Annotated in this window: 23 protein-coding genes; 8 read left to right on the top strand and 15 right to left on the bottom strand. The window is 59.8% G+C overall.

The window, feature by feature from the left end:
• Window positions 1–200: 200 nt before the first annotated feature.
• The 6 genes from ACT2FV_RS32755 to ACT2FV_RS32730 form a co-directional block, all read right to left on the bottom strand.
• Entirely contained in the window at window positions 201–446 is a 246-nt protein-coding gene (locus ACT2FV_RS32755) for a SymE family type I addiction module toxin (RefSeq protein WP_444505433.1), read from the bottom strand.
• 279 nt (window positions 447–725) lie between these two features.
• Window positions 726–2834, bottom strand: a complete 2109-nt coding sequence (locus tag ACT2FV_RS32750; protein WP_444505432.1) for an AIPR family protein — start codon at window positions 2832–2834, stop codon at window positions 726–728.
• Entirely contained in the window at window positions 2824–3801 is a 978-nt protein-coding gene (locus ACT2FV_RS32745; RefSeq protein WP_444505431.1) for a PD-(D/E)XK motif protein, read from the bottom strand. The genes ACT2FV_RS32750 and ACT2FV_RS32745 overlap by 11 nt, the downstream gene beginning before the upstream one ends.
• Window positions 3788–6520: a Z1 domain-containing protein gene (locus ACT2FV_RS32740; RefSeq protein WP_444505430.1), complete on the bottom strand. Its 2733-nt coding sequence runs from the start codon at window positions 6518–6520 to the stop codon at window positions 3788–3790. Before ACT2FV_RS32740 ends, ACT2FV_RS32745 begins: the two co-directional genes overlap by 14 nt.
• Entirely contained in the window at window positions 6520–7968 is a 1449-nt protein-coding gene (locus ACT2FV_RS32735) for an ATP-binding protein (RefSeq protein ID WP_444505429.1), read from the bottom strand. Before ACT2FV_RS32735 ends, ACT2FV_RS32740 begins: the two co-directional genes overlap by 1 nt.
• A gap of 761 nt (window positions 7969–8729) precedes the next feature.
• Window positions 8730–10274, bottom strand: a complete 1545-nt coding sequence (locus tag ACT2FV_RS32730; protein ID WP_444505428.1) for a DNA cytosine methyltransferase — start codon at window positions 10272–10274, stop codon at window positions 8730–8732.
• 52 nt (window positions 10275–10326) lie between these two features.
• Here ACT2FV_RS32730 and ACT2FV_RS32725 point away from each other — a divergent pair, with 52 nt between their 5' ends.
• Window positions 10327–10800: a very short patch repair endonuclease gene (locus ACT2FV_RS32725; protein WP_444505427.1), complete on the top strand. Its 474-nt coding sequence runs from the start codon at window positions 10327–10329 to the stop codon at window positions 10798–10800.
• A 182-nt stretch (window positions 10801–10982) separates the two neighbouring features.
• Here ACT2FV_RS32725 and gyrB read toward each other — a convergent pair whose 3' ends face one another.
• From gyrB to dnaA, 3 genes are all read right to left on the bottom strand, one after another.
• Complete coding sequence (gyrB, locus tag ACT2FV_RS32720; RefSeq protein ID WP_124906038.1) at window positions 10983–13457, bottom strand: DNA topoisomerase (ATP-hydrolyzing) subunit B; 2475 nt, start codon at window positions 13455–13457, stop codon at window positions 10983–10985.
• 193 nt (window positions 13458–13650) lie between these two features.
• Window positions 13651–14757 (bottom strand): DNA polymerase III subunit beta, encoded by a 1107-nt coding sequence (dnaN, locus tag ACT2FV_RS32715; RefSeq protein WP_059605245.1) that lies wholly within the window; start codon window positions 14755–14757, stop codon window positions 13651–13653.
• Window positions 14758–14927: 170 nt separating this feature from the next.
• The gene (gene dnaA, locus ACT2FV_RS32710) at window positions 14928–16505 is read right to left on the bottom strand and encodes a chromosomal replication initiator protein DnaA (RefSeq protein ID WP_444505426.1); all 1578 of its coding nucleotides are present in this window, start codon (window positions 16503–16505) and stop codon (window positions 14928–14930) included.
• A gap of 421 nt (window positions 16506–16926) precedes the next feature.
• Between dnaA and rpmH the strand changes: the two genes are divergently transcribed.
• From rpmH to ACT2FV_RS32685, 5 genes are all read left to right on the top strand, one after another.
• A complete protein-coding gene (rpmH, locus tag ACT2FV_RS32705) occupies window positions 16927–17061 on the top strand; it encodes a 50S ribosomal protein L34 (RefSeq protein WP_004198824.1) in 135 nt (44 codons plus the stop codon).
• Window positions 17062–17076: 15 nt separating this feature from the next.
• A complete protein-coding gene (rnpA, locus tag ACT2FV_RS32700; protein ID WP_059605250.1) occupies window positions 17077–17538 on the top strand; it encodes a ribonuclease P protein component in 462 nt (153 codons plus the stop codon).
• A 75-nt stretch (window positions 17539–17613) separates the two neighbouring features.
• On the top strand, window positions 17614–17880 hold the full coding sequence (gene yidD / locus ACT2FV_RS32695; protein ID WP_006489939.1) for a membrane protein insertion efficiency factor YidD: 267 nt from the start codon (window positions 17614–17616) through the stop codon (window positions 17878–17880).
• Between the two features lie 8 nt (window positions 17881–17888).
• On the top strand, window positions 17889–19547 hold the full coding sequence (gene yidC, locus ACT2FV_RS32690; RefSeq protein WP_124627098.1) for a membrane protein insertase YidC: 1659 nt from the start codon (window positions 17889–17891) through the stop codon (window positions 19545–19547).
• A 140-nt stretch (window positions 19548–19687) separates the two neighbouring features.
• Window positions 19688–20910 (top strand): IS3 family transposase gene (locus ACT2FV_RS32685; RefSeq protein WP_108064697.1). Its coding sequence is split into 2 segments (ribosomal slippage): window positions 19688–20053 and window positions 20056–20910, totalling 1221 coding nucleotides; the frame shifts between segments, so codons are not numbered across the junction.
• Between the two features lie 83 nt (window positions 20911–20993).
• Here the strand turns inward: ACT2FV_RS32685 and ACT2FV_RS32680 are convergent.
• On the bottom strand, window positions 20994–21431 hold the full coding sequence (locus ACT2FV_RS32680) for a helix-turn-helix domain-containing protein (protein ID WP_059602938.1): 438 nt from the start codon (window positions 21429–21431) through the stop codon (window positions 20994–20996).
• Window positions 21432–21751: 320 nt separating this feature from the next.
• Here ACT2FV_RS32680 and mnmE point away from each other — a divergent pair, with 320 nt between their 5' ends.
• Complete coding sequence (gene mnmE, locus ACT2FV_RS32675) at window positions 21752–23146, top strand: tRNA uridine-5-carboxymethylaminomethyl(34) synthesis GTPase MnmE (RefSeq protein ID WP_124627096.1); 1395 nt, start codon at window positions 21752–21754, stop codon at window positions 23144–23146.
• Window positions 23147–23460: 314 nt separating this feature from the next.
• Here mnmE and ACT2FV_RS32670 read toward each other — a convergent pair whose 3' ends face one another.
• From ACT2FV_RS32670 to ACT2FV_RS32655, 4 genes are all read right to left on the bottom strand, one after another.
• Window positions 23461–23586 (bottom strand): hypothetical protein, encoded by a 126-nt coding sequence (locus ACT2FV_RS32670; protein WP_256980637.1) that lies wholly within the window; start codon window positions 23584–23586, stop codon window positions 23461–23463.
• A gap of 149 nt (window positions 23587–23735) precedes the next feature.
• Window positions 23736–25094: a diguanylate cyclase gene (locus ACT2FV_RS32665; RefSeq protein ID WP_444505425.1), complete on the bottom strand. Its 1359-nt coding sequence runs from the start codon at window positions 25092–25094 to the stop codon at window positions 23736–23738.
• 111 nt (window positions 25095–25205) lie between these two features.
• Window positions 25206–25454, bottom strand: coding sequence for a DUF2795 domain-containing protein (locus ACT2FV_RS32660; protein ID WP_006756942.1), 249 nt, complete (start codon window positions 25452–25454; stop codon window positions 25206–25208).
• A 106-nt stretch (window positions 25455–25560) separates the two neighbouring features.
• Entirely contained in the window at window positions 25561–25731 is a 171-nt protein-coding gene (locus tag ACT2FV_RS32655; RefSeq protein ID WP_006489933.1) for a hypothetical protein, read from the bottom strand.
• Window positions 25732–25883: 152 nt separating this feature from the next.
• Here ACT2FV_RS32655 and speG point away from each other — a divergent pair, with 152 nt between their 5' ends.
• Complete coding sequence (gene speG / locus ACT2FV_RS32650; RefSeq protein WP_151049719.1) at window positions 25884–26426, top strand: spermidine N1-acetyltransferase; 543 nt, start codon at window positions 25884–25886, stop codon at window positions 26424–26426.
• Window positions 26427–26575: 149 nt separating this feature from the next.
• On the opposite strand, the gene ACT2FV_RS32645 is transcribed toward speG, so the two are convergent.
• Entirely contained in the window at window positions 26576–26779 is a 204-nt protein-coding gene (locus ACT2FV_RS32645; RefSeq protein WP_159086591.1) for a hypothetical protein, read from the bottom strand.
• Window positions 26780–26811 lie beyond the last annotated feature (32 nt).

The raw sequence follows: 26811 nt of genomic DNA, 5'->3' as shown, positions 1-26811 counted from the left end.
CGGCGATGGAAATGTTCGGTGCGCCGGGCGTGGCTTGCAGCTCGCGCTGAAGGCGTTACACGGCAGCGGACCCGAGTATCCGGTCCGCTGCAATTGCAGAACGATCCTCGCTTGTCACAGTTACTAACGGTGCTGAGTATCGGTCACCGAGCTTTAAGGCAGATAGTGACTTGCGACGCTCGCCATGGGCGATGCGCCGATCACATAGGCGTGATGATGAGCCGCTTGTGCTCGATAGTAATCCGAACGCGTTCTCCGGCCTCGAATCCCGCGTCATCAAGCCAGACTCCCGCTATTTTGATCCATGGGAAATACGTCGTGTTCAGTTTCCGATGCGCTCTGATGGCACGGAGGACCCTAGACAAGGAATGATGGCGCGCTGACTCTTGAACAGTGACGAAGCGTTCCGTTACGGGGCTGCGTGACTTATGATTGGCCTTAGCCATTTCCGACTCCTGAGGTGAGTTGGTTGTGGTCAGCGGGTCGCATGGGTGGCAGCCCATGCGGCCCGCGCTCTTACTGCTTTGCTCTCTCTTCAGCCTTCCTTCGAATTCGTGATAGCGACGCGGTCTTCTTTGTCTCGCGCGCTACAAGCAGTTTAGTTCGTGGTGTATCTCATAAGTCGGTGCATTCGTTAGATAGCCGATCGGTAGATGCATGGGGGGCCTTCTTGACGTGTGATCGGACAGCGCATTGGTGCTTGCACCAGCAATCACTCGTGCTTATTACCCAACATGACGGAACCCTTCATCCTCCGCCGACTTTTTGAGAGCGATCAGCTTTCGCCAGTCTCTTTCGTGTTTAATCGCCAGGAACCCTTGAGGTGTGCTCGCCTTTAGGACGAGACCCATATCCACTTGGGATAGGTGGTTTGTTTTTCGCGACCACGCATGAAGTGCGCTCCAGTAACCTGCAACGGTAAGGTCAAGCAGCTTTTTTTGAAGCTCGATACCATCATCGACCTGTCCTTGTTTCTTGGCTTCGGCCTTTTTTTCTTGGAATGCTCCTTTTGCAATTGCGATCTTTCGGACGCTTTCGTCCCAAGGGAAATGCAATGCAGTAACGCTTTCCCAACAGGCTTCCTTCTTGCACCATTCCCCGACGTTTTTCACGCCAGGGGGAGGAAGAAGAAGTGACGCTTGAATGCTCGGCGCCAGCTGCTCAAGGCGGTTGGCGATTTCAGGACCAGCATCCTGATTGCTCCATATGCGTTCAAGATCGATTTCGCCACCGATCCTTCTTACGTCACGAAACAACTTGGCAACTGTGTAAGTGACGATGTTTGCACGGTAACCGCCCTCGTACCAATTTCCCCGGCCCGAATCGACGATGTCCTCCATCTTTTTCCAGATCAAGGCTACTGCAACCATCGACTTGAAATAGTTATCTCCGTAGTCTGGACTGATTCGTTCCCAATTCTCTGCTTCGCTCACGTCAGGGCTCTTGGCCGAGAATCTGCCAGCAAACTTCGAGAAATTCTTCTGTGCACCAAGGCTTACCCAATATGGCTTTTCGTCCCAAGTGTTGGCATATTTAGCAAGATCCGTTTTGCTAATCAGTTGATTCGGTGGGTATTCGTTCTCAAAAGCTGATTTTTCAGACTTGCTAAGGTACAGTCGCTCATTCTGGTATTGGCCGCGCGAGCGCTCATAAAACCATTTGCTCTGAATTCGCTGACCGGCTTTTGCTCGCGTAAGCAGTCGCCGGGAAATTTCCTCCATCTTCCGATGGAAAGGATGATTCGCAAAGAAGTCAGCTGCTGCCACCTTGTTTTGGGTATTCGCAAATTCTGCTATAGAGGGTATCAGTTGTTGAGCTTTCGTCGGCCGTACTCGCGTGAGCTTCATTTGTACGGAAACTCCATTCAAGCTGAGTTTGTCCTTCTTGCGCGCATTTAAAATGCTGGCAGTCGTTTGCCCTCCATTGACAATTTGGAGATCTGTGAGTCGGGTGATCATTGACTGTCCATGCATTGACTCCACCCGCACGTCAGACGCTGTTGCCGAAATTCCGTTGTTGTATGCGAAAAACAGATCTGGCTCGTCTTGAATCGTCGAGCGAATTCCCTTATTAACACCGCCCTTCATGCCAAGAAAAGAGCGAACATTGCCTTCAAGAAGACGACTGCCATAGCGGTCGAAGAGATCTGCTAGCTGATCGCCCTTGATCACGCAAAGATACGAGTTCAAATCGTCTGTGTGTGCGGCCTCGAGACACGGGATACCCGCTCCTCCGAGCTCTTCGAGATCGATCTCAACTGCTTCCCGTTCGCGGCTGGACTGATAGATCGCGGACAGTCGCTGAAGGTCCCAGATGTGACGTTCAAGCGGAATCCCGGCAACCTCACCTTGAAGCTCCTCTTTAAACCGACTGCTGAGCGCCAGATTCGTAAAGATGTGAAGACGGATTCGGTTAATCCTGCAGGCGTCGTTGTTCAGTTGCAGGGCAAATTCATAGGCTGGATTGGCTTCTGCGATGCGCTTGTAGAGATCATTTTCGATTGCCTCGCGCACGAAATTCTCCATCCATCCGGATAGCTGCTCAACCGTGCTCTTGGACAGAGTGGATGGGGTAGATGTGTCTTCCCACTTGCCAATGACGATGCCGATGCTGCCGTCAGACTCATCGAATTGAGTGAACCCATGAAGCTTCAGTGTTTTGTTTTTGGGGCCGCTACCCTGGTAATCAATCTGCTCGAATTCGCCGAATGCTGGATCCTCTTCGAGCCGTTCAGCCACCTCATTGACGAAGGCCAACGTATCGACAAGGTGGTTTGCCTTACTTCGGCGCGCCACCAACTGACTCAACTCATTGAGAAAATATTCAGGCTGCATCGCGTGTCTCCGGAATCTGAAACTGCGCAATTGAGGAAAGCAATATTGAATAGGTCAGGTCGACAATCGCGCCAGGCACGTCTGATCTAATGAGGCGGGGAAAGTCATCGCGAACGGCGTAGCGACTGCTTGCCATCAGAGTAAATGACACACTTAGGTAATGATCGTGCTCGACATATCCGGCCTCGATCAGCTTGGATCGAAAGGTGTTTAGTGCGTGCGACTGTTCCGCGAGTCGCTGTTCGATGCGGCTGGCTAGAACGGGCAGGCTGATTGCCCCGACCTCGGTCGGCGAACTCTCGCGAAGCACATACACATGAAGCTCTAGAGGAACCTCTGCATACAACTGCTCTGTCGACGCGATGCACACCTTGTCAGCGGTAGGTGAAACAGCCTTAATTTCCACAGCGCGATTGGCAAACAGGAAATCTTGGTCTGTGCCCGACGGGCCCACCCAAGACATCAAGGGCATGGTTGGGTCTTCAGGATGGTGGACCATGAAGGTTTCGAGCGCCAAGAGCTCTGCGATCAGGCCCTTAACTTGGAAGTTTTGGAGGAGACCGGATGTGCCGTCCCGAAAAAGCCGCTTCCACAGTAGCAGGCGTTCCCTGAATAACGAGACAAGAGCCGTTTCGGTGGCCACATGCGTCGCGGCATCAATCAAGTCTTGGCAAAGTCGACCGAATACCTGCTCCAGTTCCGATGCTGATAGGCGCAATGCCATCACCCAGCTGCCACCGGCACGGAGGACGCGAATATAGTTGAGCGCACCTGTGTTGGCATCAATAGCCGGCGGCCGCAAGCTTACGCCCACAGCGAGCATCACCGATCCGGTTGCATCAACGCCAGCATAGATTTCAAAGGGATGGTGCGGATCAATTCGAACTAGCCTGAATTGTCCTTCGGAGATTCGGTTTCCGGGTTCTTCCTGCCTGATCGCGCGCCAGAGCGCCTCAATCCGTGTCAAGATCATCCTCCTCTTCGTCACCAAAGAGATCACGCAGCGCAACCTGGTTCAGCCGATATACGACTTTCTCGCCTTTGGACATCGGGTCGAAGTCTGGAAAGCTGAGGCTAATTGCGACCATTGGGGCGGGGCCCACTTCTTCGACGGTCAGCATCTTGTCGGAATTTTTTCCGCTTGGTGCCTCGCACTGAATGAAGTGAACCGTGAGCAATGGCGTGGCGCGATAGCGCCGGTACATGTACCCTGGCGTACTCTCACCCTTCTTCGAGTCCTTGGTACGCTCCTCTTGCCAAGCGCGGTCGGCATCTTCGCGCTGCGAATCCTCCATTTCCACACGCTCATCGCTTGTATCGCCGACCCGCTGCTTGTTGAGCCTCAGGTAGGGGACGCCCTTCGCTGTTCGTTCGAACTGGCGCTTCCGGCATCGCACACCTCCTGCGGGCCCGCCGGAAATTGGCACTTCGATGCCTAGGACGACATCCCCCCGCCCTTGAGGAATGCAGACGTCCCAGCGATCCAGCTGAGTGTAGCTGTTCTTCTCAATGAAACGAAATAGCGGTCGGTCCCCTTCGTCGACATCAGGCAGGAACGGCATGTTCATGTTGCTGATATTGAGCTCGGAAAGGAGGGCGGCGACCCGCTTCTTCGGAACGTTCTTCCATATGTACCGATTGCCCTTCAGATCGGCCTTGCCTTCGTCGCGAACAAACACTGCAACCCGGTTTACGTTCTGCTCATTGAGGAGAGAGGCCTTCGGAATGAAGGGTGTTTCCGCGCCGAATGCGCTGAAGGATATCGAGTGCGCGACATCGCGGGCGCTCCGCATCTTGTTCTGGGCCGTCACGATCAGCGTATCTGGATGGGACTTGACGCGAATGCCGAATTGCGAGGGCGGGAGCCGGTTGGCGCTCATACGCTTGAAGTCTGTACGAAGCTCAGCTACTGCTCCTGCAATGTGTGCGTACCAATCTTGCGCCTCAGGATCCATCCAGATCCGGAAGAGGTCTTCGTATCCCTGTCGGTAGCCGAACCATCGGCCCATCTGAAGAAGGGTGTCGTAGGCCTTGGAATTTCGATAGAAGTAACTTACGCAAAGCCCCTCAAGTGTTAGTCCGCGCGATAGCGTCAGCCCGCCAACGGCAATTACACGTCGGCCCTTTTCGGTATTCTTAAATTTGGAATAGTCGAGCTTTTCATCCTGAGCGGATTTCTGATTGATCGTGACGACCTTGATCGACGCAACGGCCTCGTACAATTTCTTCCGGACGTCGTCCCAAGTCACTCCGGCATCGGAGAACTCGCTCTGCCAAAGGGATTCCAGCTGTACTAGATCGGGATGCTTGCGCCATGACATGCTGAGTACGAACTGGCGTATCTCCTCTTGGAGGTTCCAGAGATAGTTGCGCACAGCCGTCGCCACCCGAGCCTGCACATCGGTAAAACGGCTGACGTTGATTAACATGGAGCGGTGGCGTAGCTCCTCTTCTCGAATGTCGCGAATTGCACAGCTCAGCAGGAAGACTCGTACGGCATTCTTGAGACTGTCCGGAAGTTCGTTGACGGGATGATCCTTCCGGTGGATATAGGGGAAGCTGGCTTCGGCATCATCGATGTTACGTAGCTGATGATAGTGCTTACCATCTTCGAGAAAGATGCTACTGGCACCGATGTAGTGCGACGGCGTGTTCAGGCTGTAAATGAAATTAGAGGGAAAGAGGTCCGTTTCATTGTCTGGATTGATAAAGACGTTCGCAAACGGCGTCGCCGTATATGCGACATACGAAGAACAGGAAAACTTGCCGATAATGCACCGGATTAGAGCATTGATTGTGGCAGGTTCCTCTCCTTCCTTGCGTACATTCACAGACGCGTTATCTGCTTCGTCGTCGATGACCAGCAGCGGCAGCGGATGCTTTGAGTGACCCGACAGTCTCAGTTGCGCTTCGAGCCACCCTGCAAGATTTTCAAGGGGGGCCTTGTTCTTCTTCATTACGAACAGAATCGGCTCGCTGATATTGGAAAGCGGTATCCCCCCAAGGATCCTGGCGTTGTTTGTCAGAAAATCGAAATCCACTGATGTAAGAACATTCGCCGATTTATTTCGATAGATGCCGGCGCCAATCGCCTGCATATCTCGGCTGTTTCCAAAGATGTCGCGGCTGTCCCGACCCACAAACCCCGAGTCCAGTCGTTCCTGCGTCTGGCGGCGTAGATCCTCAATCATGCCTGTCAACAGGACGATAACGCGATACCCTGCATCGGCAGCCTTCGCTATCAGGCCGCTGTAGCTTGCTGTCTTTCCTGACTGGACATCGCCCATGACAAGCCCTCGGATGTCCCAAGATCCGGACCATGCGGGATTTCCGCATTCGGTCAGAATGTTGTCGGTGTCCTCGTCAAGAACTTGGACCACGTTCGGACTCCACCCCTGCGAGGCAAGCAACCGCTTGTAGCTGTCCCAATAGTGCCATTCGATCGTACCTTTTGCGTCGGAAACCCATGGCGCATGGGCGCTTTGTCGGATGACCTCGCCGACGGCCATTCGAATGCCAATCGTCGACTCCAGCTTGTTGCGTACGCGCTTGAGTCCCTCTTGGCCAAGGCTGGCGTCCACCTTGGATAGCATGCTCAAGACCTCCTCAAGCAGTACGTCGGTCAACGGACGTCCGTTGATGATGCTCATCGCCATGCCAACATGGTCAATCGAATAGTCATTCATCAGCCAAGTTCCTTGCGAAGGATGTCGTGGTATTGCGGGAACCTTCCAATGGGATCGAGTGCCATCACTGTCTCGATATTCAACTTCGTTACTTCCATTATCCTGCTCGCCAGCATAAGAATTTCGGCCTGCCGGTCGGCCGTGTCGGTGGACCGCTTGTCCGAGCACATATCCGAATAGATGGATTCGAACGGCAGCGCAGCGGCAATCAACTCGAGAATCTGCTGCAATGCCTTCTGCGAGGCCATATCTAGGTTATCGGATAGCTTCCTGATAACTGGATGGTCGGAATTTAGCTGGTAGCGGAAGGTGCCGTGTGACGGTTCCACTCTTTCCCAAAGGGGATGAAAGCCGCTAGGCAGCTTTTGTTTTCTCCCTGGGTATGTGATGGTTGTTCGGCTCGTGTTGGCGAAGTGGGGGATTAGGTCGCGTAGCCGGTTCCGGATGATGTCAGGTGGGTACGCGGCCGACTTCTTGATGTCGAGCGACCAGAGGTGGTCGAGGGAATTCGGAATCTCTACTTGCACTCGAGTTAGTTTGAAGAACTCCTCCTTCGGTACCAGCCTGAACCAAGTGCCCCAGATTACTAATCGTCGATTCCGGTAGACGTAAAAGCCTTGATTGCTGCGAAGCCCCTCTCGCCCTCCTGCAACGTTGATCTGATCAGCGGTCAAATGGCTCATGTGCGGGAGAACATATGGCTGCACAGTGATCAGTGCGCGCTCAATCCGAATTTCTTGCCCCTCCAGCGGTTGCGTGAAGCTATTGTCCTTAAGAAAGGGATCCAAGGACTTGAGTTTCAGACCGTTTACGGTAATGTCGATGGCTTGGGAAGACCCTTCCTTCCGCGTGAACCGATGGAACACAAATGAGAGATGACTATAGAGATCCGACATGCGGCTTTTCATCTCTTCTGCTGGATTGGTCGACCCTGACATGAGCCTGTCGAGAGATTGCCAGACCACGAGCGTTCCACTCTTCGCGGATATAAGCTGCTCGTACATCGGGAGCCGCTGCTGTTCGTTCTTCGAAGGAACGACCACTACCCACCGGTTCTCGGCTTGCACGAAATCGAGATCCCAGCATCGAGCATGTATATTGTCGCCCTGCTTGCTGACGACAGTCAGCTTGCGACACTGTGCCAGCGACGCAGTTTTTAGACCTAGCCCAAATCGACCAAGGTCCTGCGAGGATCTGATCTCCGCAGGATTGCGGCTTCCATGTCGCATGGCATTTGTCAGCTCTGCCGCATCCATGCCATGACCATCGTCAAGAATGGCGACGAACGGCTCTTGCGATGCGTCGTATTCGATACGAACCGTCGAAGCATTGGCAGAAATGCTGTTGTCGACAAGATCCGCAACGGCAGTTTCTGCTGTATATCCGATCGCACGCATTGATTCGATGAGACTTGCTGGATCCGGAAGTACCTCTAGTGTTTCAATCAAGATTGATAGCCTCGAGTAAACAAATACTAACAGCAACCGGAATAGCAACGGCTCGCTACTTCATACCCCCAATAAATTTGGGCACGCCGAACCGCACCAGGCCATGAGCAATACTGATAACTCACATGGACAGATCGGATCATCGAGACAGCGTACCGACTAGGGAGCACGGAAACCGAGCCGAATCCGACGGCCGGCGAGCAAGCGATGTTTCATCGTAGAAGCCCCGAGGCATTCCGGTGGCGCTGGCCGTGACAGGTGCCAAGCGGCATGAATTAGTGGCGTTCTAGCGGACGCTTTATACAAGCGCGGCTGTGGTGGGTTGGAATAACGACGATATGATTTTGACCATAGCGGATGAGCGCACGCATCGCTCGACGAGGCGCGAAGAGCAAGGGACAATTGTACGATTCCCGATGGGTGGCCGAACGCGTCCATGCGCAGTTTGCCTGCCTGGGCAAATAGCGCGTTCGTTTTAAACGTTCGTCCGATATTCATTTTGCTGGGCCTTCGCTCGGGGCTGCCATCGACTGCCCTCGCTTCCTCGACGAATTGTTTTGGCGACGCTAATTCAGGAGCTGGTCAAACTTCTGCTTGCTGCGAGATTTGGTGGCCCACCAGCCAGATGCAATCGGCAATATATACCGAATAGATATGCCCGTGAAATTTTTTGGAACGAAAGAGCGAAAATTTTCAGAGCTATTGACGTATCTTTAAACAGAAGCAGGGCGTTGCTGCACGTGCAACAGCACGCAACTCGGCTACGCCATCCGAATGAACTGGGCGACTAGAGACGCGACCTTGCTCGCCAGCAGCGGAGGAACAGCATTGCCGACTTGGTGATACTGCTGAGTACGGTTGCCCTCGAAAAAGTAATTGTCGGGAAACGTTTGCAGCCTCGCGGCCTCGCGCACCGTTAAGCTACGGCACTGCAGAGCGTCATAATGGATGAAGTAGTGGCCATCCTTTGATATATGGCTGGTGATGGTGGTTGAAGGCCGCCCGGCCATTTGAACGCGAAATCGGTCAGCAAAACTGCCGGTCTCCCAGTTTTTGTGCTCGGGCCGCAGCATGTCAAGATCGAAGTCGGCATGCCCCTTGGGAGACGTCCCCAGCACCTCGGCAAACGCTGCGGCATACAGATAGCGACCGAGGTCGCTACGCATGTGACCCCGTGCTTCATGATTGAGCCAGAAACCGGCCAGCCGCTCGTCCCGCAACCATTCATCCAAGGCTCGCACGCCGGTACGTCCATCGTATCCGACAGCATCGTCGACATATCGTAACCCCCCGGTGTGTTCGGACCGCAGGTCGGAATTGGCAATCCCGTTCAGGATCGGCTGGAGTGTACTACGCGCCCGCCTAGCCAGATTGGCCGCATACCAATGAACAGCCGCTTGCCAGTTTTTCGGGCTGTCCGCTTCCTTACTAAGCCGGCTGCGCAGTGGTGGCAGGCGACCTATCACTTGGCCAACGCTCACCTCTCCGGCAACCGGTGTCAGGGTTGGATGCGGTACATCGCGATGAAAGTCCTCGCGAATGCCCAGCAAGATGACGCGGTGACGCGCCTGCGGGATACCAAACTGTTCGGCGCGGATAATGTAGTCAGCCGGGTTGATGGCCGCAAGATCATCGCCGGAGTGAAACTCGGTATCACAGACAAGCGAGCAGATGCGATAGCGCAAATCATGCTCGTCCAAGCCGAGTGCCTCACCGGGAGCGGACAGATCGCGCAGGATCGAATGAAAAATCTGCTCGTTGCCGACCTTGGCAGACAGGATGCCCTTCACGTTCTCCATCACGAACACCGCCGGCTGGTAGCGCCCAATAATATTCAGGTATTCACGATACAAAAAGTGGCGAGGATCATTCTCAGCACGGTATTCCTGAATACCTCTGTTGCGTGCGCGCCCAACTAACGAGTAGGCTTGGCAAGGCGGCCCGCCAATCAGCACCCACGGCTGCGCCGGGCCCAACCGCTTCCCATCCAGTATTTTGTAAAGCTGGCTGTTGCCAGCGCTGCTACCCAACTCGATGATTTGAGCCTCGGCGTTGGCGTAATCCCACGCATGTTTGCTGTCCTCGCTTACGGGCGAGTTACTTTGCCCGCGACAATAGGCAAAGTAGTCGTGCAGTTGTTCTGGCTGATTGCGCCTTAGGTAACGGTAAAAAGCGCGTAGACGAAGCGTCTCTCGAGCTACCGGGTCCTTTTCGGCAGATACAACGATGTCGAAATCATCATCGTGACTGGCAAAGCCCTCGCCCAAGCCTCCGGGGCCCGCAAACAGATCTACAACAAGGGTCATTGGATTACGGTAAAGTTTTCGAGATCGCCAGGATACCAGGATCGACAGCGCAATGACAGACGTGGTCGACGAGCAAACCCGCTCTCGTATGATGAGTAACATCCGGGGCACAAATACACGACCGGAAATAGCGGTGCGGCGTGCGCTTCATGCAGCCGGACTGCGCTACCGGCTGCATGTTTCCAACCTTCCGGGCAAGCCGGACATTGTGTTGCGGCGGCACAACCTGTGCATCTTCGTTCACGGATGCTACTGGCATCGCCATGCGGGCTGCAAATTCACCACAACACCTGTCACGCGCGCAGAGTTTTGGCAGGAAAAATTCAAGCAGAATGTCTTGAGGGATCAGGCTGCTATAGAGTCGCTGCAACAGCAGGGATGGCGTGTGTTTATCCTGTGGGAGTGTGGCATCAGAAAGCAGTCGCTGGACTGGCTACCAGCCGCAGCCATCAGCGGAGTTGAGTGGCTTGAATGGCCGCCTCTCATCAACCTTGAGGCACGAGGGGAAGCACAGTCTAACCGTTGATTGCCCGCAGGAAATCGTCGCCACAACGACGGATCTGCGATCCATAGTTGTAGCTCGACTTCGAGAATCAGAGCGCGAGTGCGACGGGACACGCCCCGAACACCCTGGGTAAGTTCCCTTGTCGTGATGTTCGGCGGTAGGCCAGTCGCATCTATCTTAGCGCCCGACGGGCGCTCAACCGATCAGACGTCAATATTCCCCGCCCGCAACGCATTCGATTCGATAAACGCCCGCCGCGGCTCCACATCATCCCCCATGAGCGTAGTAAAGATCCCATCCGCCGCAATCGCGTCTTCGATCTGCACGCGCAGCAGTCGCCGCACAGCCGGATCCATCGTCGTTTCCCACAACTGCTCGGGGTTCATTTCGCCGAGCCCCTTATAGCGCTGCTTCGAGACATTGCGTTCAGCATCCGCCAGCAGCCACTTCATCGCGCTCTTGAAGTCCGCCACGGCCATGCTGCGCTCACCGCGCTTGATGACCGCACCCTCCCCAATAAGCCCCTTGAACGTATTCGCGGTGGTCACGAGCTGCTGATAATCCGCCGTATGCTGGAATTCCTGGTCGATGACCGAAACCCGCACGTTGCCGTGATGCGTACGCTCGACATGCAGCGCTCGCTGTTCGCGAACCGGATCATACGAAGGCACGACACGCACTTCGTTCTTCAAAGCCTCGTCATGCAATGCAGCGTGCAGCGCCTTCGCCGAAGCCTCGGTCGAAGCCTCGTTGGAGAGGTCGATCACCACGCCATCCATGACGGCTTCCAGCGCGGCCGGGTCATACAACCGGCTCAACCGGTCAATGACGCTCTGCGACAGCAGATACGACCGCGCCAGCTCCCCAAGCGCATCGCCGGAAATCGCCGCAGCATTCTCACCCGGCACCAGCTCCGAGCCTTGCAGCGCCAACCGCAGCATGTGCGCGTTGAGCTCCACGTCATCCTTCAGATACCGCTCGTCCTTGCCCGCCTTGATCTTGTAAAGCGGCGGCTGCGCGATATACACGTACCCGCGCTCGATCATGTCCGGCATCTGGCGATACAGGAACGTGAGCAGCAGCGTCCGGATGTGAGCACCGTCGACGTCCGCGTCGGTCATGATGATGATGCGGTGATAGCGCAGCTTGTCGAGGTTGTAATCGTCCTTGCCGATCCCGCACCCGAGCGCGGTCACGAGCGTGACGATCTGTTCCGACGACAGCAGCTTGTCGTAGCGCGCCTTCTCGACGTTCAGCACCTTGCCGCGCAGCGGCAGGATCGCCTGGAACTTCCGGTCACGACCTTGCTTGGCCGAGCCGCCTGCCGAGTCACCCTCGACGATGTAGATTTCGCACTTCGCCGGGTCTTTCTCCTGGCAGTCCGCGAGCTTGCCGGGCAGACCGACGCCGTCGAGCACGCCCTTGCGTCGTGTCATTTCACGCGCCTTCCGCGCAGCATCGCGCGCACGAGCAGCCTCAACGATCTTCCCGCAGATGATCTTCGCGTCGATCGGCGTTTCGAGCAGGAACTCTTCCAGCGCCTTCGCGACGACTTCTTCAACCGGCGCCCGCACTTCGGACGACACCAGCTTGTCCTTCGTCTGCGAGCTGAACTTCGGCTCCGGCACCTTCACGGAAAGCACGCACGACAGCCCTTCGCGCATGTCGTCGCCGGTCGTCTCGACCTTCGCCTTCTTCGCGATTTCGTTGTCGGTGATGTACTTGTTGATGACGCGCGTCATCGCGGCCCGCAGGCCGGTCAGGTGCGTGCCGCCGTCGCGCTGCGGAATGTTGTTCGTGAAGCACAGCACGTTCTCGTTGTAGCTGTCGTTCCACTGCATCGCGACTTCGACGCCCACGCCATCCTTCTCGCCGTTGGCGAAGAAAACCGTCGGGTGCAGGTTGGTCTTCGTCTTGTTGATGTACTCGACGAAGCCCTTCACACCGCCGGCGAACGCGAAATCGTCTTCCTTGCCCGAACGAAGGTCGGTGAGGCGAATCCGCACACCGTTGTTCAGGAACGAGAGCTCGCGCATCCGCTTCGCGAGGATGTCGTAGTGATACTCGACCGTGCCGAAAATGGTCGGATCGGCCATGAAGTGCACTTCGGTGCCGCGGTTCTCGGTGTCACCGGTCACGAGCATCGGCGACACTTCCACGCCGTCCACCTTCTCCAGCACACGATCCTGCGCGATGCCGCGATGGAACTCCATGAAATGCTTCTTGCCGTTGCGGCGCACGGTGAGGCGCAGCCAGCTCGACAGCGCGTTCACGCACGACACACCCACGCCGTGCAGACCACCGGAAACCTTGTAGCTGTTCTGGTCGAACTTGCCGCCGGCATGCAGCTCGGTCATCACGATTTCCGCAGCACTGCGCTTCGGCTCATGCTTGTCGTTCATCTTCACGTCGGTCGGAATCCCGCGGCCGTTGTCGGTCACGGAAATCGAGTTGTCGGCGTGAATCGTCACGTGGATGTCGTTGCAGTATCCGGCCAGCGCTTCGTCGATCGAGTTGTCGAGCACCTCGAACACGAGGTGGTGCAGACCGGTGCCGTCCGACGTGTCGCCGATGTACATCCCGGGGCGCTTGCGCACCGCTTCCAGACCTTCGAGGATCTGGATCGACGAGGCGCCGTAGCTGCTGTTATCGGGTTGCGAATTGTGCTGTTCACTCATGGATATCTTCCGGTTCTGCGAGGCCACTCTCGTGGCGGCGCGGTGCGTTTCAGCGAGAGAAATCGCCGGGCCGCTCCAGTTTCCTGGCCCGCCCCAGGCGCCGAAAAGGCACCAAAGGGACGGGTTGTCGGTTCGCCATAAAAACGCCAAAGGGGCTTGCCGCCCCCTGGTGTGTATCTTGATGTCGAGCGCGTCAGATGCGCATCGGCATCACGACATACTTGAATTCGTCGTTCTCGGGCACGGTGATCAGCGCGCTCGAGCTGGCGTCGCCAAGGCTCACCTGCACGGTGTCGACCTTCAGGTTCGCGAGCACGTCGAGCAGATACGTGACGTTGAAGCCGATGTCGACGGTATCGCCCTGGTAGGCGATTTCGAGTTCTTCCTGCGCCTCTTCCTGATCGGCGTTGGTCGACATGATCTTCAGCTGGCCCGGCGCGATGATGCAGCGCACGCCCTTGAACTTGTCCGAGGTCAGGATCGCCGCGCGCTGCAGCGAACGCTGCAGCTCTTCACGGCCGATCTCGAACGTGTTCTTGTGCGCTTTCGGGATCACGCGCTGGAAGTCGGGGAACTTGCCCTCGACGAGTTTCGACACGAGCTCGACCTGGCCGAACGTGAACTTGGCCTGGGTCTGCGCGATGTCGATGGTGACGGTGTCGTCGATGTCCTCGAGCAGGCGCTGCAGCTCGAGAATCGTCTTGCGCGGCACGATGACTTCCTGGCGGCCGAACGTGCCGCCTTCGATCTTCATCGACGAAAACGCGAGGCGGTGGCCGTCGGTGGCCACGGCCATCAGCTGGTCGCCGTCGACGACGAGCAGCATGCCGTTCAGGTAGTAGCGGATGTCCTGCTGCGCCATCGCGAAGTGCACCATGCCGAGCAACTGGCGGAACGACTTCTGCGGGACGGTCAGGGTCGCGCCGAAATCCTTTGCCTGCGCGACGGTCGGGAACTCGTCGGCCGCGAGCGTCTGCAGTGCGAAGCGGCTCTTGCCGGACTGAACGGTGAGGCGCTTGTCGGCGAGCGACAGCGTGACCTGGCCGTCAGGCATCGCGCGCAGGATGTCGAGCAGCTTGCGGGCCGCGACGGTGGTGGCCACCTGGTCGCCGCCGACGCCGAAATCGGCGCGCGTGGTGATCTGCAGCTCCAGGTCGGTCGACAGGAATGAAACGTCCGGGCCGTTCTTGGTGATCAGCAGGTTGGCGAGGATCGGCAACGTATGGCGGCGTTCGACGATGCCGCTGACCGTTTGCAGCGGCCTGAGGAGTGTGTCTCGTTCGGTCTTGACCAGTTGCATAGAGTTCCTTCGTTGAGTAACGGCCTGCAGCGCAGCAGCCACGCAGCGCCCCGCCGGCCGGGCTCTTGGCCCGCCACCACCGGGGCGGTCAAACCAGTATTGTGCCTCAAAACCGAACCGCCCCCCTTAAATTGGGGCGGAGGCCGAATTATCAAGCGCGGTGCGCGCGCTCAGCCCTTCAGCGTCTGTTCCAGCACGTGCAGCTCGTGGTTGAGCTGCGCGTCCTTGCTGCGCTCGTCCGCGATCTTGCGCACGGCGTGCAGCACGGTGGTGTGGTCACGCCCGCCGAACAGCTCGCCGATCTCCGGCAGGCTTTTCTGCGTCAGTTCCTTCGCCAGATACATCGCGATCTGCCGCGGCCGCGCGATGTTCGCGGGACGCTTCTTCGAGTACATGTCGGCGACCTTGATGTTGTAGAAGTCGGCGACGGTCTTCTGGATGTTCTCGACCGAAATCTGCCGGTTCTGCACGGTCAGCAGGTCCTTCAGCGCTTCCTTGGTCAGCTCGATCGAGATCTCGCGGCCGTGGAACTTCGAATACGCGAGGATCTTGCGCAGCGCGCCTTCGAGCTCGCGCACGTTCGAGCGCAGGTGCTTCGCGACGAAGAACGCGACGTCTTCCGACAGGTTCACGCCTTCCGACTGCGCCTTGCGCATCAGGATCGCGACGCGCATTTCCAGCTCGGGCGGCTCAATCGCGACGGTGAGGCCCGAGTCGAAGCGCGAGATCAGGCGATCGTCGATGCCCGAAATCTCCTTCGGATACGTGTCGCTGGTGATGATCACCTGCGCCTTGTTCGCGACGAGCGCCTCGAACGCGTAGAAGAATTCCTCTTGCGTGCGCGACTTGCCGGAGAAGAACTGGATATCGTCGATCAGCAGCAGGTCGAGCGAGTGGTAGTAGCGCTTGAAGTCGTCGAACGCCTTGCGCTGGTACGCCTTCACCACGTCCGACACGTATTGCTCGGCATGGATGTAGCGGATCCGCGCGCCGGCCTTGTCGAGCAGCAGCTGGTTGCCGATCGCGTGGATCAGGTGGGTCTTGCCGAGGCCGACGCCGCCGTAAAGGAACAGCGGGTTGTACGAGATGCCGGGGTTGTCCGCGACCTGGATCGCGGCGGCGCGCGCGAGCTGGTTGGCCTTACCGGTCACGAAGTTGTCGAACGTGAGCACGGGGTTCAGCTTCGAACGTTCGTACATCGAATCGGCTTCGCCGCCGTTCGCGGGCGCGGCACCGGGGCCCGGGCGCCACGTGCGGCGGCCGGCGGCTGCTTCGTGCGCGGGCAGGCTCGGCAGGTCGATGTCGGCGTCGTCGGCGTTCAGGTGGTGCGCGGCGGCTGCCGACGGCATCATCGGCACGTCGGCCGGCGCGCTGGGCGCGGCACCGGCATTCGCGGCCAGGTTGGCGGCGATCGCGGCGACCGTCGCGGCGGGGCCGTTCGGTGTCAGCGGCGCGCGCTGGGCGGCCGGCGCGGCGTTCGCGGCGGCGCTGCGCATACCGGCTTTCGGATCGAGGACGAACTGGACTTCGATCGGCGCATTCCAGAAATCGCGGGCCAGATCGGAGATCCGGCCCGAAAACTGGCTCTTGACCCAGTCCAGCTTGAAGCGGTTCGGCGCGGCGATGGACAGCGTGTTCGCCGACGCATCGAAGGCCACCGGGGCCAAGGGTTTGATCCACGTCACGTACTGCTGGGGCGTCAGCTCGCGCTCCAGCAGTGCGGAACAGTGTTGCCAGAAATCGTTCATCAAGTAGCTGTCGTTTTTTGCGTGCACAGCGCGGCTCGCCGGCGCCCTTGTCGCGGTTGCGCAACAAGGCCCGAAGCGGTCGTGCGAGCGTGCCTCGGACGCCTGCGTCACAGTCTTGGAGGGGCAGGCGCGGGCCGAAGCGGCGTGCGGGATTCTTGGAGATAAGGCGAGATTCTAACGCCAAACGCGGCCACAGCGGGACTTATCCACAGGCTGCGATTGTGGGTCGCGGGGCCGGATCGGCGCGGGCCGGCACAGGCGGACGACTCGTAAAGTATTGACCGTCAAGAGAAAAACGGTTTAAATAGCGGGTTCCGCGAAAACCAATCCTGTATTCCCGGCGATTGCGTTCGCCCGAATGCCTCCGGTTAAGGGCACGCGGTCCCCTGAATTTCGACATTCTCGAACAAGTGAGAACATCATGAAACGTACTTACCAACCGTCCGTGACGCGCCGCAAGCGCACCCATGGCTTCCGTGTCCGCATGAAGACGGCAGGTGGCCGCAAGGTCATCAACGCTCGCCGCGCGAAGGGCCGCAAGCGCCTCGCCATCTAAGGCAGGTTGCGCGCTGTGTCCGCCGTCCGCAGTCCCGCGGAAGGTGCCGTCGAGCCGGGTGCGAATCCGTCGCAGACGAAAGCCGCCTTCCCGAAAGCTGCGCGACTTCTGAAAACGGATGAATTTTCATCCGTTTTTCGTTTGCGCCCCTGGCGGCGTTCCGCGCACTTCGTGATTTACGGCAAGCCGACCGGCCAGCCTGCCCGCCTGGGGCTCGTCATCGGCAAGAAGTATGCGCCGCGTGCAGTCACGCGTAATCTCGTGAAGCGGCTGGCGCGCGACGCGTTTCGCCTGCGCCGCGCCGAATTCGCCGGTTACGACCTGCTGCTGCGGCAGCACACGCGCTTCGATAAGAAAGCGCTGCCGAGCGCGGCTTCCGCCCCGCTCGCGGCGATGTGCGCGGCCGAAATCCGCGAGCTGCTCGACAGGGCGGTTCGGGAGATCGAGCGCCGTGCGTCGAAGCCCGCGTCCGAGTGACGCATCCGTTCGCGGTGCGGCGTTCGCGCCCGCCCGGCCGGTTTTGACGCGGTGCCGAATGGCGCCGCCCAAGGTATGAAAACGGTATTGATCGCCTTGCTGCGCTTCTACAAGGTTGCCGTGAGCCCGATGCTCGGCAACCGTTGCCGTTTTTATCCTTCCTGTTCGGATTACGCGCGCGAGGCAATCCAGTATCATGGCGCCGCGCGCGGCACGTATCTCGCCGTCAGGCGCGTGTGCCGATGCCATCCGTTTTCCGCAGGCGGCATCGACCTCGTCCCGCCGCCCAACTCCGACACTCGCGCTCGCGGCGAAGCCGACGCGCGGTCCCATCGACTCTGAGACAACGCATGGATATCAAACGCACCGTCCTATGGGTGATCTTCTTCATGTCAGCTGTCATGCTGTACGACAACTGGCAGCGCGACCATGGACGCCCGTCGATGTTCTTCCCGAGCGCCACGCAGACGGCCCCCGCGGCCGCGGCAGGCGGCGCTTCGGGCACGGGCGCGACGACGACCGCAGGTGACGCACCGGCCGCCGCGGCGGGCACCGCACCGTCGACGACGGCACCGGCCGCGCAGGCGCAGCTCGTGAAGTTCTCGACCGACGTGTATGACGGCGAAATCGACACGCGTGGCGGCACGCTCGCGAAGCTGACACTGAAGAAGCAGGGCGACGGCAAGCAGCCGGATCTCTACATCACGCTGTTCGACCACACGGCCGGCCACACGTATCTCGCACGTACGGGCCTGCTCGGCGGCGACTTCCCGAACCACAACGACGTCTACACGCAGGTCAATGCGGGCCCGACGTCGCTGACGGGCGACCAGAACACGCTGAAGCTGTCGTTCGAATCGCCGGTGAAGGGCGGCGTGAAGGTCGTGAAGACCTACACGTTCACGCGCGGCAGCTACGTGATCGGCGTCGACACCAAGATCGACAACGTCGGCACGGCACCGGTCACGCCGACGGTCTACATGGAACTGGTGCGCGACAACACGGCCGTCGAAACGCCGATGTTCTCGCACACGTTCCTCGGGCCGGCGGTCTACACGGATGCGAAGCACTTCCAGAAGATCAACTTCAGCGACCTCGACAAGAACAAGGCCGACTTCGTGAACTCCGCCGACAACGGCTGGGTCGCGATGGTGCAGCACTACTTCGCGTCGGCCTGGATTCCGCAGCAGGGTGCGAAGCGCGACATCTATGCTGAAAAGATCGATCCGACGCTGTACCGCGTGGGCGTGAAGCAGCCGGTGGCCGCGATCGCACCGGGCCAGTCGGCCGACGTGCAGGCACGCCTGTTCGCCGGTCCGGAAGAAGAGCGCATGCTCGAAGGCATCGCGCCGGGCCTGGAACTCGTGAAGGACTACGGCTGGGTGACGATCATCGCGAAGCCGCTGTTCTGGCTGCTCGAGAAGATCCACGGCGTCGTCGGCAACTGGGGCTGGGCGATCGTGCTGCTGACCGTCCTGATCAAGGCCGTGTTCTTCCCGCTGTCGGCTGCGAGCTACAAGTCGATGGCGCGCATGAAGGAAATCACGCCGCGCATGCAGGCGCTGCGCGAACGCTTCAAGAGCGATCCGCAGAAGATGAATGCCGCGCTGATGGAGCTGTACAAGACCGAGAAGGTCAATCCGTTCGGCGGCTGCCTGCCGGTCGTGATCCAGATCCCGGTGTTCATTTCGCTCTACTGGGTGCTGCTCGCCTCGGTCGAAATGCGCGGTGCGCCGTGGATTCTGTGGATTCACGACCTGTCGCAGCGCGATCCGTTCTTCATCCTGCCGGTGCTGATGGCCGTCTCGATGTTCGTGCAGACGAGCCTGAACCCGACGCCGCCGGACCCGGTCCAGGCGAAGATGATGAAGTTCATGCCGATCGCGTTCTCGGTGATGTTCTTCTTCTTCCCGGCCGGTCTGGTGCTGTACTACGTCGTGAACAACGTGCTGTCGATCGCGCAGCAGTACTACATCACGCGCAAGCTCGGCGGCGGCAAGAAGGCCTGACGCATGTCGCACACGCGGGCGGCCAGCCGCCCGCGATGCGCGCAAAAAAGCCGCATGGTTTTATCCATGCGGCTTTTTTGTTTCCGGTGACCCGTCCTGAAATAGGTTGACACTTTTTCGCCGAAACGAAGAGGTGCCAAATGGAGCAAGGGATCAAGCGAACGCAGCGGGACTACAGCCTGGCTTTTAAACTGTCGGTGGTGGCGCAGGTCGAAAAAGGCGAACTGACGTACAAAGAGGCACAGCGACGCTACGGCATCCAGGGGCGCTCGACCGTGCTGGTATGGTTACGTAAGCACGGCTTGCAGGATTGGGCCGATCCATCCGGCCGTGCGCGATCGGGTTCCACCATGTCAAAGCAAGACTCAAAGCCGCTCACACCGGAGCAGCGCATCAAGGAGTTGGAGACGCAGTTGCGACAGGCGCAGGAGAAAGCCGCGCTATTCGAAGCCGTGGTCGACGTGATGCGCAAGGATTACGGGATCACCGTAAAAAAGCCTTCAGGCAGGTCGTCGCGCAAAAGCGGATCGAAAAGCTGAGCGTCGAGCGGGCCTGCCGATACATGGGTATCAGCCGCCAAGCGTATTACAAGCGATGCCGCAGCGAGGAACACCGTTGCTCGCAGAGCGAGACCGTCACTGCGCTGGTGCGAGACGTGCGGCTTCGCCAGCCGAGGCTGGGCACACGCAAGCTCCATCATCTGCTCGGGCCAGCGTTGGTCGAGCGCGGCATCAAGCTGGGGCGAGATCGGCTGTTCGACGTGCTGCGTGCCGCGCGCCTACTGGTCGTACCGCACCGGGCGTATCACAAGACCACCCATAGCCATCACCGCTTCCGGCGTCATCCGAATCTACTGAAACCCGGGCCGGATCAAATCGTGCCGACCGGCCCCGAACAAGTGTGGGTGGCCGACATCACGTATCTGCCGACGGCTGGCCCGTTTGTGTATTTGAGTCTCGTCACGGATGCGTTCTCGCGCAAGATCGTCGGTCATCACGTTCACGACAGCCTGCAAACCGAGCAGGTCAGTCAGGCGCTCAAGAAGGCGTTGCGCAAGCGCCGGAGCCGGCAGCCGTTGATCCATCACTCCGATCGCGGGGTCCAGTACTGTTCGACCTACTATCAGGACATCCATCGGCATCACGGCCTGCGCTGTTCAATGACGGACGGCTACGACTGCTATCAGAATGCGCTGGCTGAGCGGGTCAACGGCATTCTCAAGGGGGAGTTCCTGTTGCAACGTCCTGCGGACCTTGAACAGGCCGCCAAGATGGTCGAACAGTCGGTACACATCTACAACCATGAACGGCCACATGCCGCGCTGAAATACAAAACGCCCGATGCGGTGCATCGGGCGTTCTAGCGCCTGGATACTGTCAACCTATTCCAGGACTTGACACGGCGGATGGCGGCGCGGCGGCGTGTGCGGAGTCCCACCGCTGCCGTTCAGGCTTTCTTCGCTTCGATTTTCGCGTCGCTGCCGTAGAACTGCTCGATCAGTTCCTGAACGAGGTAACGTTGATGCGGTGGCAGCGCCTCGATCTTCGACGCGAGTTCGATCGTCTCGGGCGTTGGCGGATAGCGCTCGTCGCGCGGCAGCGGCTGCGGCGTCAGATGTTCGGTCACGCTCGGCGATGGGCCGTAATGCAGCCAATGCAGTTCGACGCGCAACCAGTCGGCGAGCGTTTCGAGTTTGTCCGGCGTCGGAATCGTCCGACCGGTCAGCCATTTGTGCGCGGTTTGCGGTGAAACCGGTTGCGCACCGTGGTGACGCAGATTGAACCGGTTCGCGAGTTCGGTCGCGCCGGTGACCTTCTCCGGGCTGCGCCTCAAGGCGAATTTCAGGCGTTCCGAAAACGCTGATTTTTCTTCGGGTGTCGGCATGGGGTGATTGTGCAATTCCACCGACGCCTATCAGACAACCGCGCAGGCTAAACGTAGCTCATTTAGACGAATCCGAACTTGCTGCGGAGCGTATCGAGGAATCGGGAGCCCGGTCAATCGGACAGGCATACTCGTCTGAAAGGGACAGTGCGTGTCGGCGTGGAATAGATACACGCCTTAGCTCCGTCGGGATAAATTCGGGCGATTCCGAAACCGACGCGGCGTCCGGTGGCGTGCAGGCCGGCACGCTACAATGCCGGCGTCCCGATGCCCAAACCGTTGCGCGGGCGCATCATTGACCCTCTGTTCACCCGATTCCCATGCTTGCTACCGATTCCGATCCGATCGTCGCCATTGCCACTGCTGCCGGCCGGGGTGGCATCGGCGTCGTCCGCGTCTCGTTCGGGCGCGGCGGCGAGGCGGCCGCGCTGCCGCTGATCGACGCGTTGTGCGGGCAGCGGCTCGCACCGCGCCATGCGAGCTACGTTCCGTTTCTCGACGAGCACGGCGCGCCGCTCGACCGCGGGATCGCGCTGTATTTCACCGCGCCGCATTCGTACACCGGCGAGCACGTGCTGGAACTGCAGGGGCATGGCGGGCCCATCGTGATGCAGCTGCTGCTGCAGCGCTGCCTGGATGCGGGGCGCGGCTTCGGGCTGCGGCTCGCGGAACCGGGCGAGTTCACGCGGCGTGCGTTTCTGAATGACAAGCTGGACCTGGCGCAGGCCGAGGCGGTCGCCGACCTGATCGAGGCGAGTACCGAAGCGGCGGCGCGTTCGGCCGGGCGCTCGCTCGACGGCGCGTTCTCGCGGCAGATCCACGCGCTCGTCGAGGATGTGATCACGCTGCGGATGCTGGTCGAGGCGACGCTCGATTTCCCGGAAGAGGAAATCGACTTCCTGGAAGCGGCCGATGCGCGCGGCAAGCTCGCGAAGATCCGCGAGCAACTGGCGCACGTGCTCGGCGACGCGCGCCAGGGCGCGCTGCTGCGCGAGGGGCTGTCGGTCGTGCTCGCGGGGCAGCCGAACGTCGGCAAGTCGTCGCTGCTGAATGCGCTGGCCGGCGCGGAGTTGGCGATCGTCACGCCGATCGCGGGCACGACGCGCGACAAGGTCGCGCAGACGATCCAGGTCGAGGGGATCCCGCTGCACATCATCGATACGGCCGGGTTGCGCGAGACGGAGGACGAAGTCGAGCGGATCGGGATCGCGCGGACATGGAGTGAGATCGAGCGCGCGGACGTCGTGCTGCACCTGCTCGATTCGCGCACGGGGATGACGGCGGACGACGAGGCGATCGCGGCGCGGTTTCCGGTTGACGTGCCGGTGGTGCGGGTGCTGAACAAGACGGATCTGACCGGCGTGCCGGCGTGCGTCGAGCATCCGGCGGCCGAAGGCGACCTGACCGAGGTGCATTTGTCGGCGAAGCGCGGTGACGGGATCGACATGCTGCGCGCGGAGCTACTGCGAATCGCGGGGTGGCAGGCCGGGGCCGAAGGCGTTTATCTGGCGCGCGAACGGCATTTGATCGCACTGCGGGCTGCGCAGGCGCATCTCACGCAGGCGGCCGATCATGCGGAGCAGAGGGCGCAATCGCTCGATCTGTTTGCCGAGGAACTGCGGCTGGCGCAGGAGCAGCTCAATGCGATTACCGGTGAGTTCACTTCGGATGATCTGCTGGGGGTGATTTTCAGCAGGTTTTGTATCGGGAAGTGAGCGGGCACTTCCCGTCCCGCTGTTTCCCTTTGGCGCATCGGTCCCGTTCCGGGATGAGCGCCTTGTCGATGGCGGACGCCGTGCCACGCACCAAGCGGCGGACCATTCAGCGCAGACGTCGGGAAAGCTTGCCGAGATCGGCTTCGAGTTCGAGGCCAGATGTGATGTCGTCAGAATCCAGGGATACGCGCCGAAGCCTTGCGAAAACTTTCCCGCGGTTCATGAGGAAAGACGCGATTGCCGCTCCCGGCAGTCCGGATCAATCGGCTGATCCGATCCGGACGGCGCAATCGCGGCGGCCGGGCCGGAATGCATCAATCCCAATGCCGATGATGATGGTAATACCCGCCATCACCGTAATACCCGCCACCATCAGGCACCACGATACAGCCGCTCAGCAACACGGCAACGCCGGCAATCAGCAAAAGGGTTTTCTTCATCGCGTTCACCTGCTCGGATTCGACATAAATCCAGCATAGCGAGCGCCGTCGACACGGGCTGTAAGCGATCGTTTCCCGGTGCCGCAATCCGTAACGGCGGATTATTCCGGTCACAATGACCGTAACAAATCGCCAATCCGCAGACGTTTTCACGCCATGACGACGCGGTTTCGCCCCGCATCCTTCGCATGGTACAGCGCGGCATCGGCGGCTTCGATCAATGCGTCGGGCGTCGACAGATCCTCGGCCGACACCGTCGCGCAACCGACGCTGACGCTCACGCGCCCCGCCGGCGACGAAGGCATCGCGAGATCGAGCCGCAGCACCGCTTCGCGCGCTTCCTCGGCAACGATCCGCGCACCGCGCGCACCGGTGTTCGGCAGCACGATCGCAAACTCCTCGCCGCCATAGCGCGCGACGATATCCGCGGGACGCCGCACCACAGCGGTGAGCGCATTCGCGACGGCGATCAGGCATGCATCGCCCTTCACGTGACCGAACGCGTCGTTGTAGGCCTTGAAGTGATCGACGTCGATCATCAGCAGCGACAACGGCTCGCTTTGCCGCCGCGCCTGCAGGAACAACGTGTGGAAGTGATCGTTGAAGTGGCTGCGGTTGAACGCGCCGGTCAGCCCGTCGCGCGCGGACGAACGAACCAGCGTCGCATGTGCTTCGAACAGCTCCTGATACAGCTTCGTCACCTCCCATGCGAGCACGCACACGAGTACGCCGGGCGTGAACATGCTGAACATGCGCGCGAGATACCAGCCGACCGTGAAGCGATTCGTGGTCAGCAGGTTCAGCGTCGTGTCGGTGAGGCAGGCGAGCACCGCGATCGCGAGCCACAGGTCGAGCGTCGTGCGCAGCCGGCCGGCGGCCAGCACGGCGACGAGCGCGAGCGCATTGAGGATCCATACGACCAGCGCGATCCCGTTGACGGGCAGTACGGCCGCGTCGGCCGGCGGATGGAACGCGGGCGGCAGTGCCACGTTCAGCGCGAGCACGCACAGCAGCGCAGCCGCGATGGCAGGGCCGCCGACCAGCGCGAACGTCCACAAACGCGTCTGCGCCGTGCCGACCGGCGCACGCGTGAGCCGCTCGCGAGCGAGCAGCGCGGCCATCACGAAGCACGGAAAGCCGGCATGCCAGAAGACCCACATCCACGCGGCGCTTTGCGGACGTGCGCCGAGCAAGCCGTGCGGCGCGAACACGCCGGGAAAGGTGAGCAGCTGCAGCGCGACCGCGAGTGCGGTGAACGCATAGGCGCCGCCGAGCGCACCGAGCACGGGCTGGCGGGTGACGGTGAACTGCGCGCCGAGGAAGAAGGCGGCGATGCTCGCGGTGGTGAACACGGTCAGCGCGCACATCGGCATGAACGGCTCGACGGCCGGCAGCGCGACGTTCGCATGAGGCATCGCGATCCCGAGCGCGAGCACGATGACGAGCGCCGTCAGTGCGCCGAACCAGAGCTGACGACGCGTCGTGTGCTGGATCAGAATGCCTTCCATGGATTTCCCCCGGGCGCTCGTGCGGTCACGCCCGGTCTTGACGCCGGACGGCATGCATCCGGCCGCGATGCGACCGGTGCGGCCCGATCCTATCGCGTTATTGGCGCGCGCTCAAATCCCGAGGCCGGGGCCGAAGTTGCCGGCGACCCAGCGCGTGACGGCATCGACGTCCGCATAGTCCTGTTCGGGCAGGCCGTCGAGCATCGACAGCACTTCGTTGCTCGCGCCGGCGTCGCGTGCAGCGTCGACGATCGCATCCTTGTTCGCCGGGTAGCGGACGGCGGCCAGCACGTCGGCGATCTGCAGATCGATCGCTTCGCCAGGGATATCGTGCGGAGGGAGGGCGGGTTTGTCGTTCACGTCGGCGTCTCGCTGGTTGAGCGGGAATGGGTTCGTAGCGGAAGGGGCACCGTTCGGCTCGGGGCGACCGGCCCCGGACGGAGTGCCTGCGGGGATGGCGATCGACTCAGTGCCCGCGCCGCACGCGACGCCACGGATGCTTCCAGTCGATGTGCGGTGCGTTTTCGTCGCGCGGGTGCTGCCGCCGATGTTCCTGCCACAGTTCGTCGGAGAACAGTGCAGCCACGATCACGAGTGGCAATACGAGGAAGATGCCGAGTATGACTTGCTCGATCACGATAGCCTCCTTGCGGTGGCAGGAACCCTTGGTCCCATTCTAGGCTCTGAACTTCGCCCGCGGTCAACTTCTTACAGCGCGGAACGCGCTCCTGTCGCAGTGCCGCGGCACGGACGTTTCACGCGCACGCGGGCATCAAAAAGGACACGACCATGCAACTCCAGAACGACAAGCACACGCTTGCACTGCGGCCGCTGGAGCGTCAGGACCTGCGCTTCGTTCACGAGCTGAACAACGACGCGAAGATCATGCGCTACTGGTTCGAGGAGCCGTACGAAACATTCTCCGAGCTGTCGCAACTGTATGACCGCCACGTGCACGACCAGCGCGAGCGCCGCTTCGTCGCGGTCGATCCTCAGGACGAACTGGTCGGCCTCGTCGAGCTGATCGAGCTCGACTACATTCACCGTCGCGGCGAGTTCCAGATCATCATCGCGCCCCAGTGCCAGGGGCGTGGCTATGCGGGCCAGGCGACGCGCCTCGCGATCGAATATGCGTTCAAGGTGCTGAACATGCGCAAGCTGTACCTGATCGTCGATACGTCGAATGCGGCGGCAATCCACGTGTACGAGAAATGCGGATTCCAGCACGAGGCGGAATTGAAGGAAGAATTTTTCGGAAACGGCGCGTATCACAACGCTTATCGCATGTGCATCTTCCAGCTCGATTATTTCGAGCGGCCGCAATCGGTCTGAATAACGCCGGGTAAAACACGGGTGAAGACGGCCTTCGGCCACGCGCTGCGGGCGCACGGCCCATTCGGGAAAATACGGGAAAATACGAGTGCGCTTATACCTGGCATTTTTCTTGTATCAGGTAAATCCGGTTCCGCACTGCGGTAAATTCATATCGTTTCGGATGACTTTGTGTGCAACGCATCAAAATGGTCTCGATATTGAAATGAATTATCCAAACCGTTCAACCGGCGTATTGCAATTTCGCTGACGGTCTTGCGGGACAACGCATTGCGCCCGGCGGCGCGGGCGAATTCGCCTGATGACAGCCGCCGCCGCGCGTGCGCGGCAAGCAAAAAATCGGAGGTGCGCACGGTGCGACAATTCGCCGCTATTGCGGTCGCAC

The sequence above is a fragment of the Burkholderia sp. PR2 genome (assembly GCF_052372875.1).
GTDB classification, from domain to species: domain Bacteria; phylum Pseudomonadota; class Gammaproteobacteria; order Burkholderiales; family Burkholderiaceae; genus Burkholderia; species Burkholderia diffusa.
The sequence above is the reverse complement of the archived record's forward strand: the minus strand, read 5'-3'. Positions and strand labels throughout refer to the sequence as shown.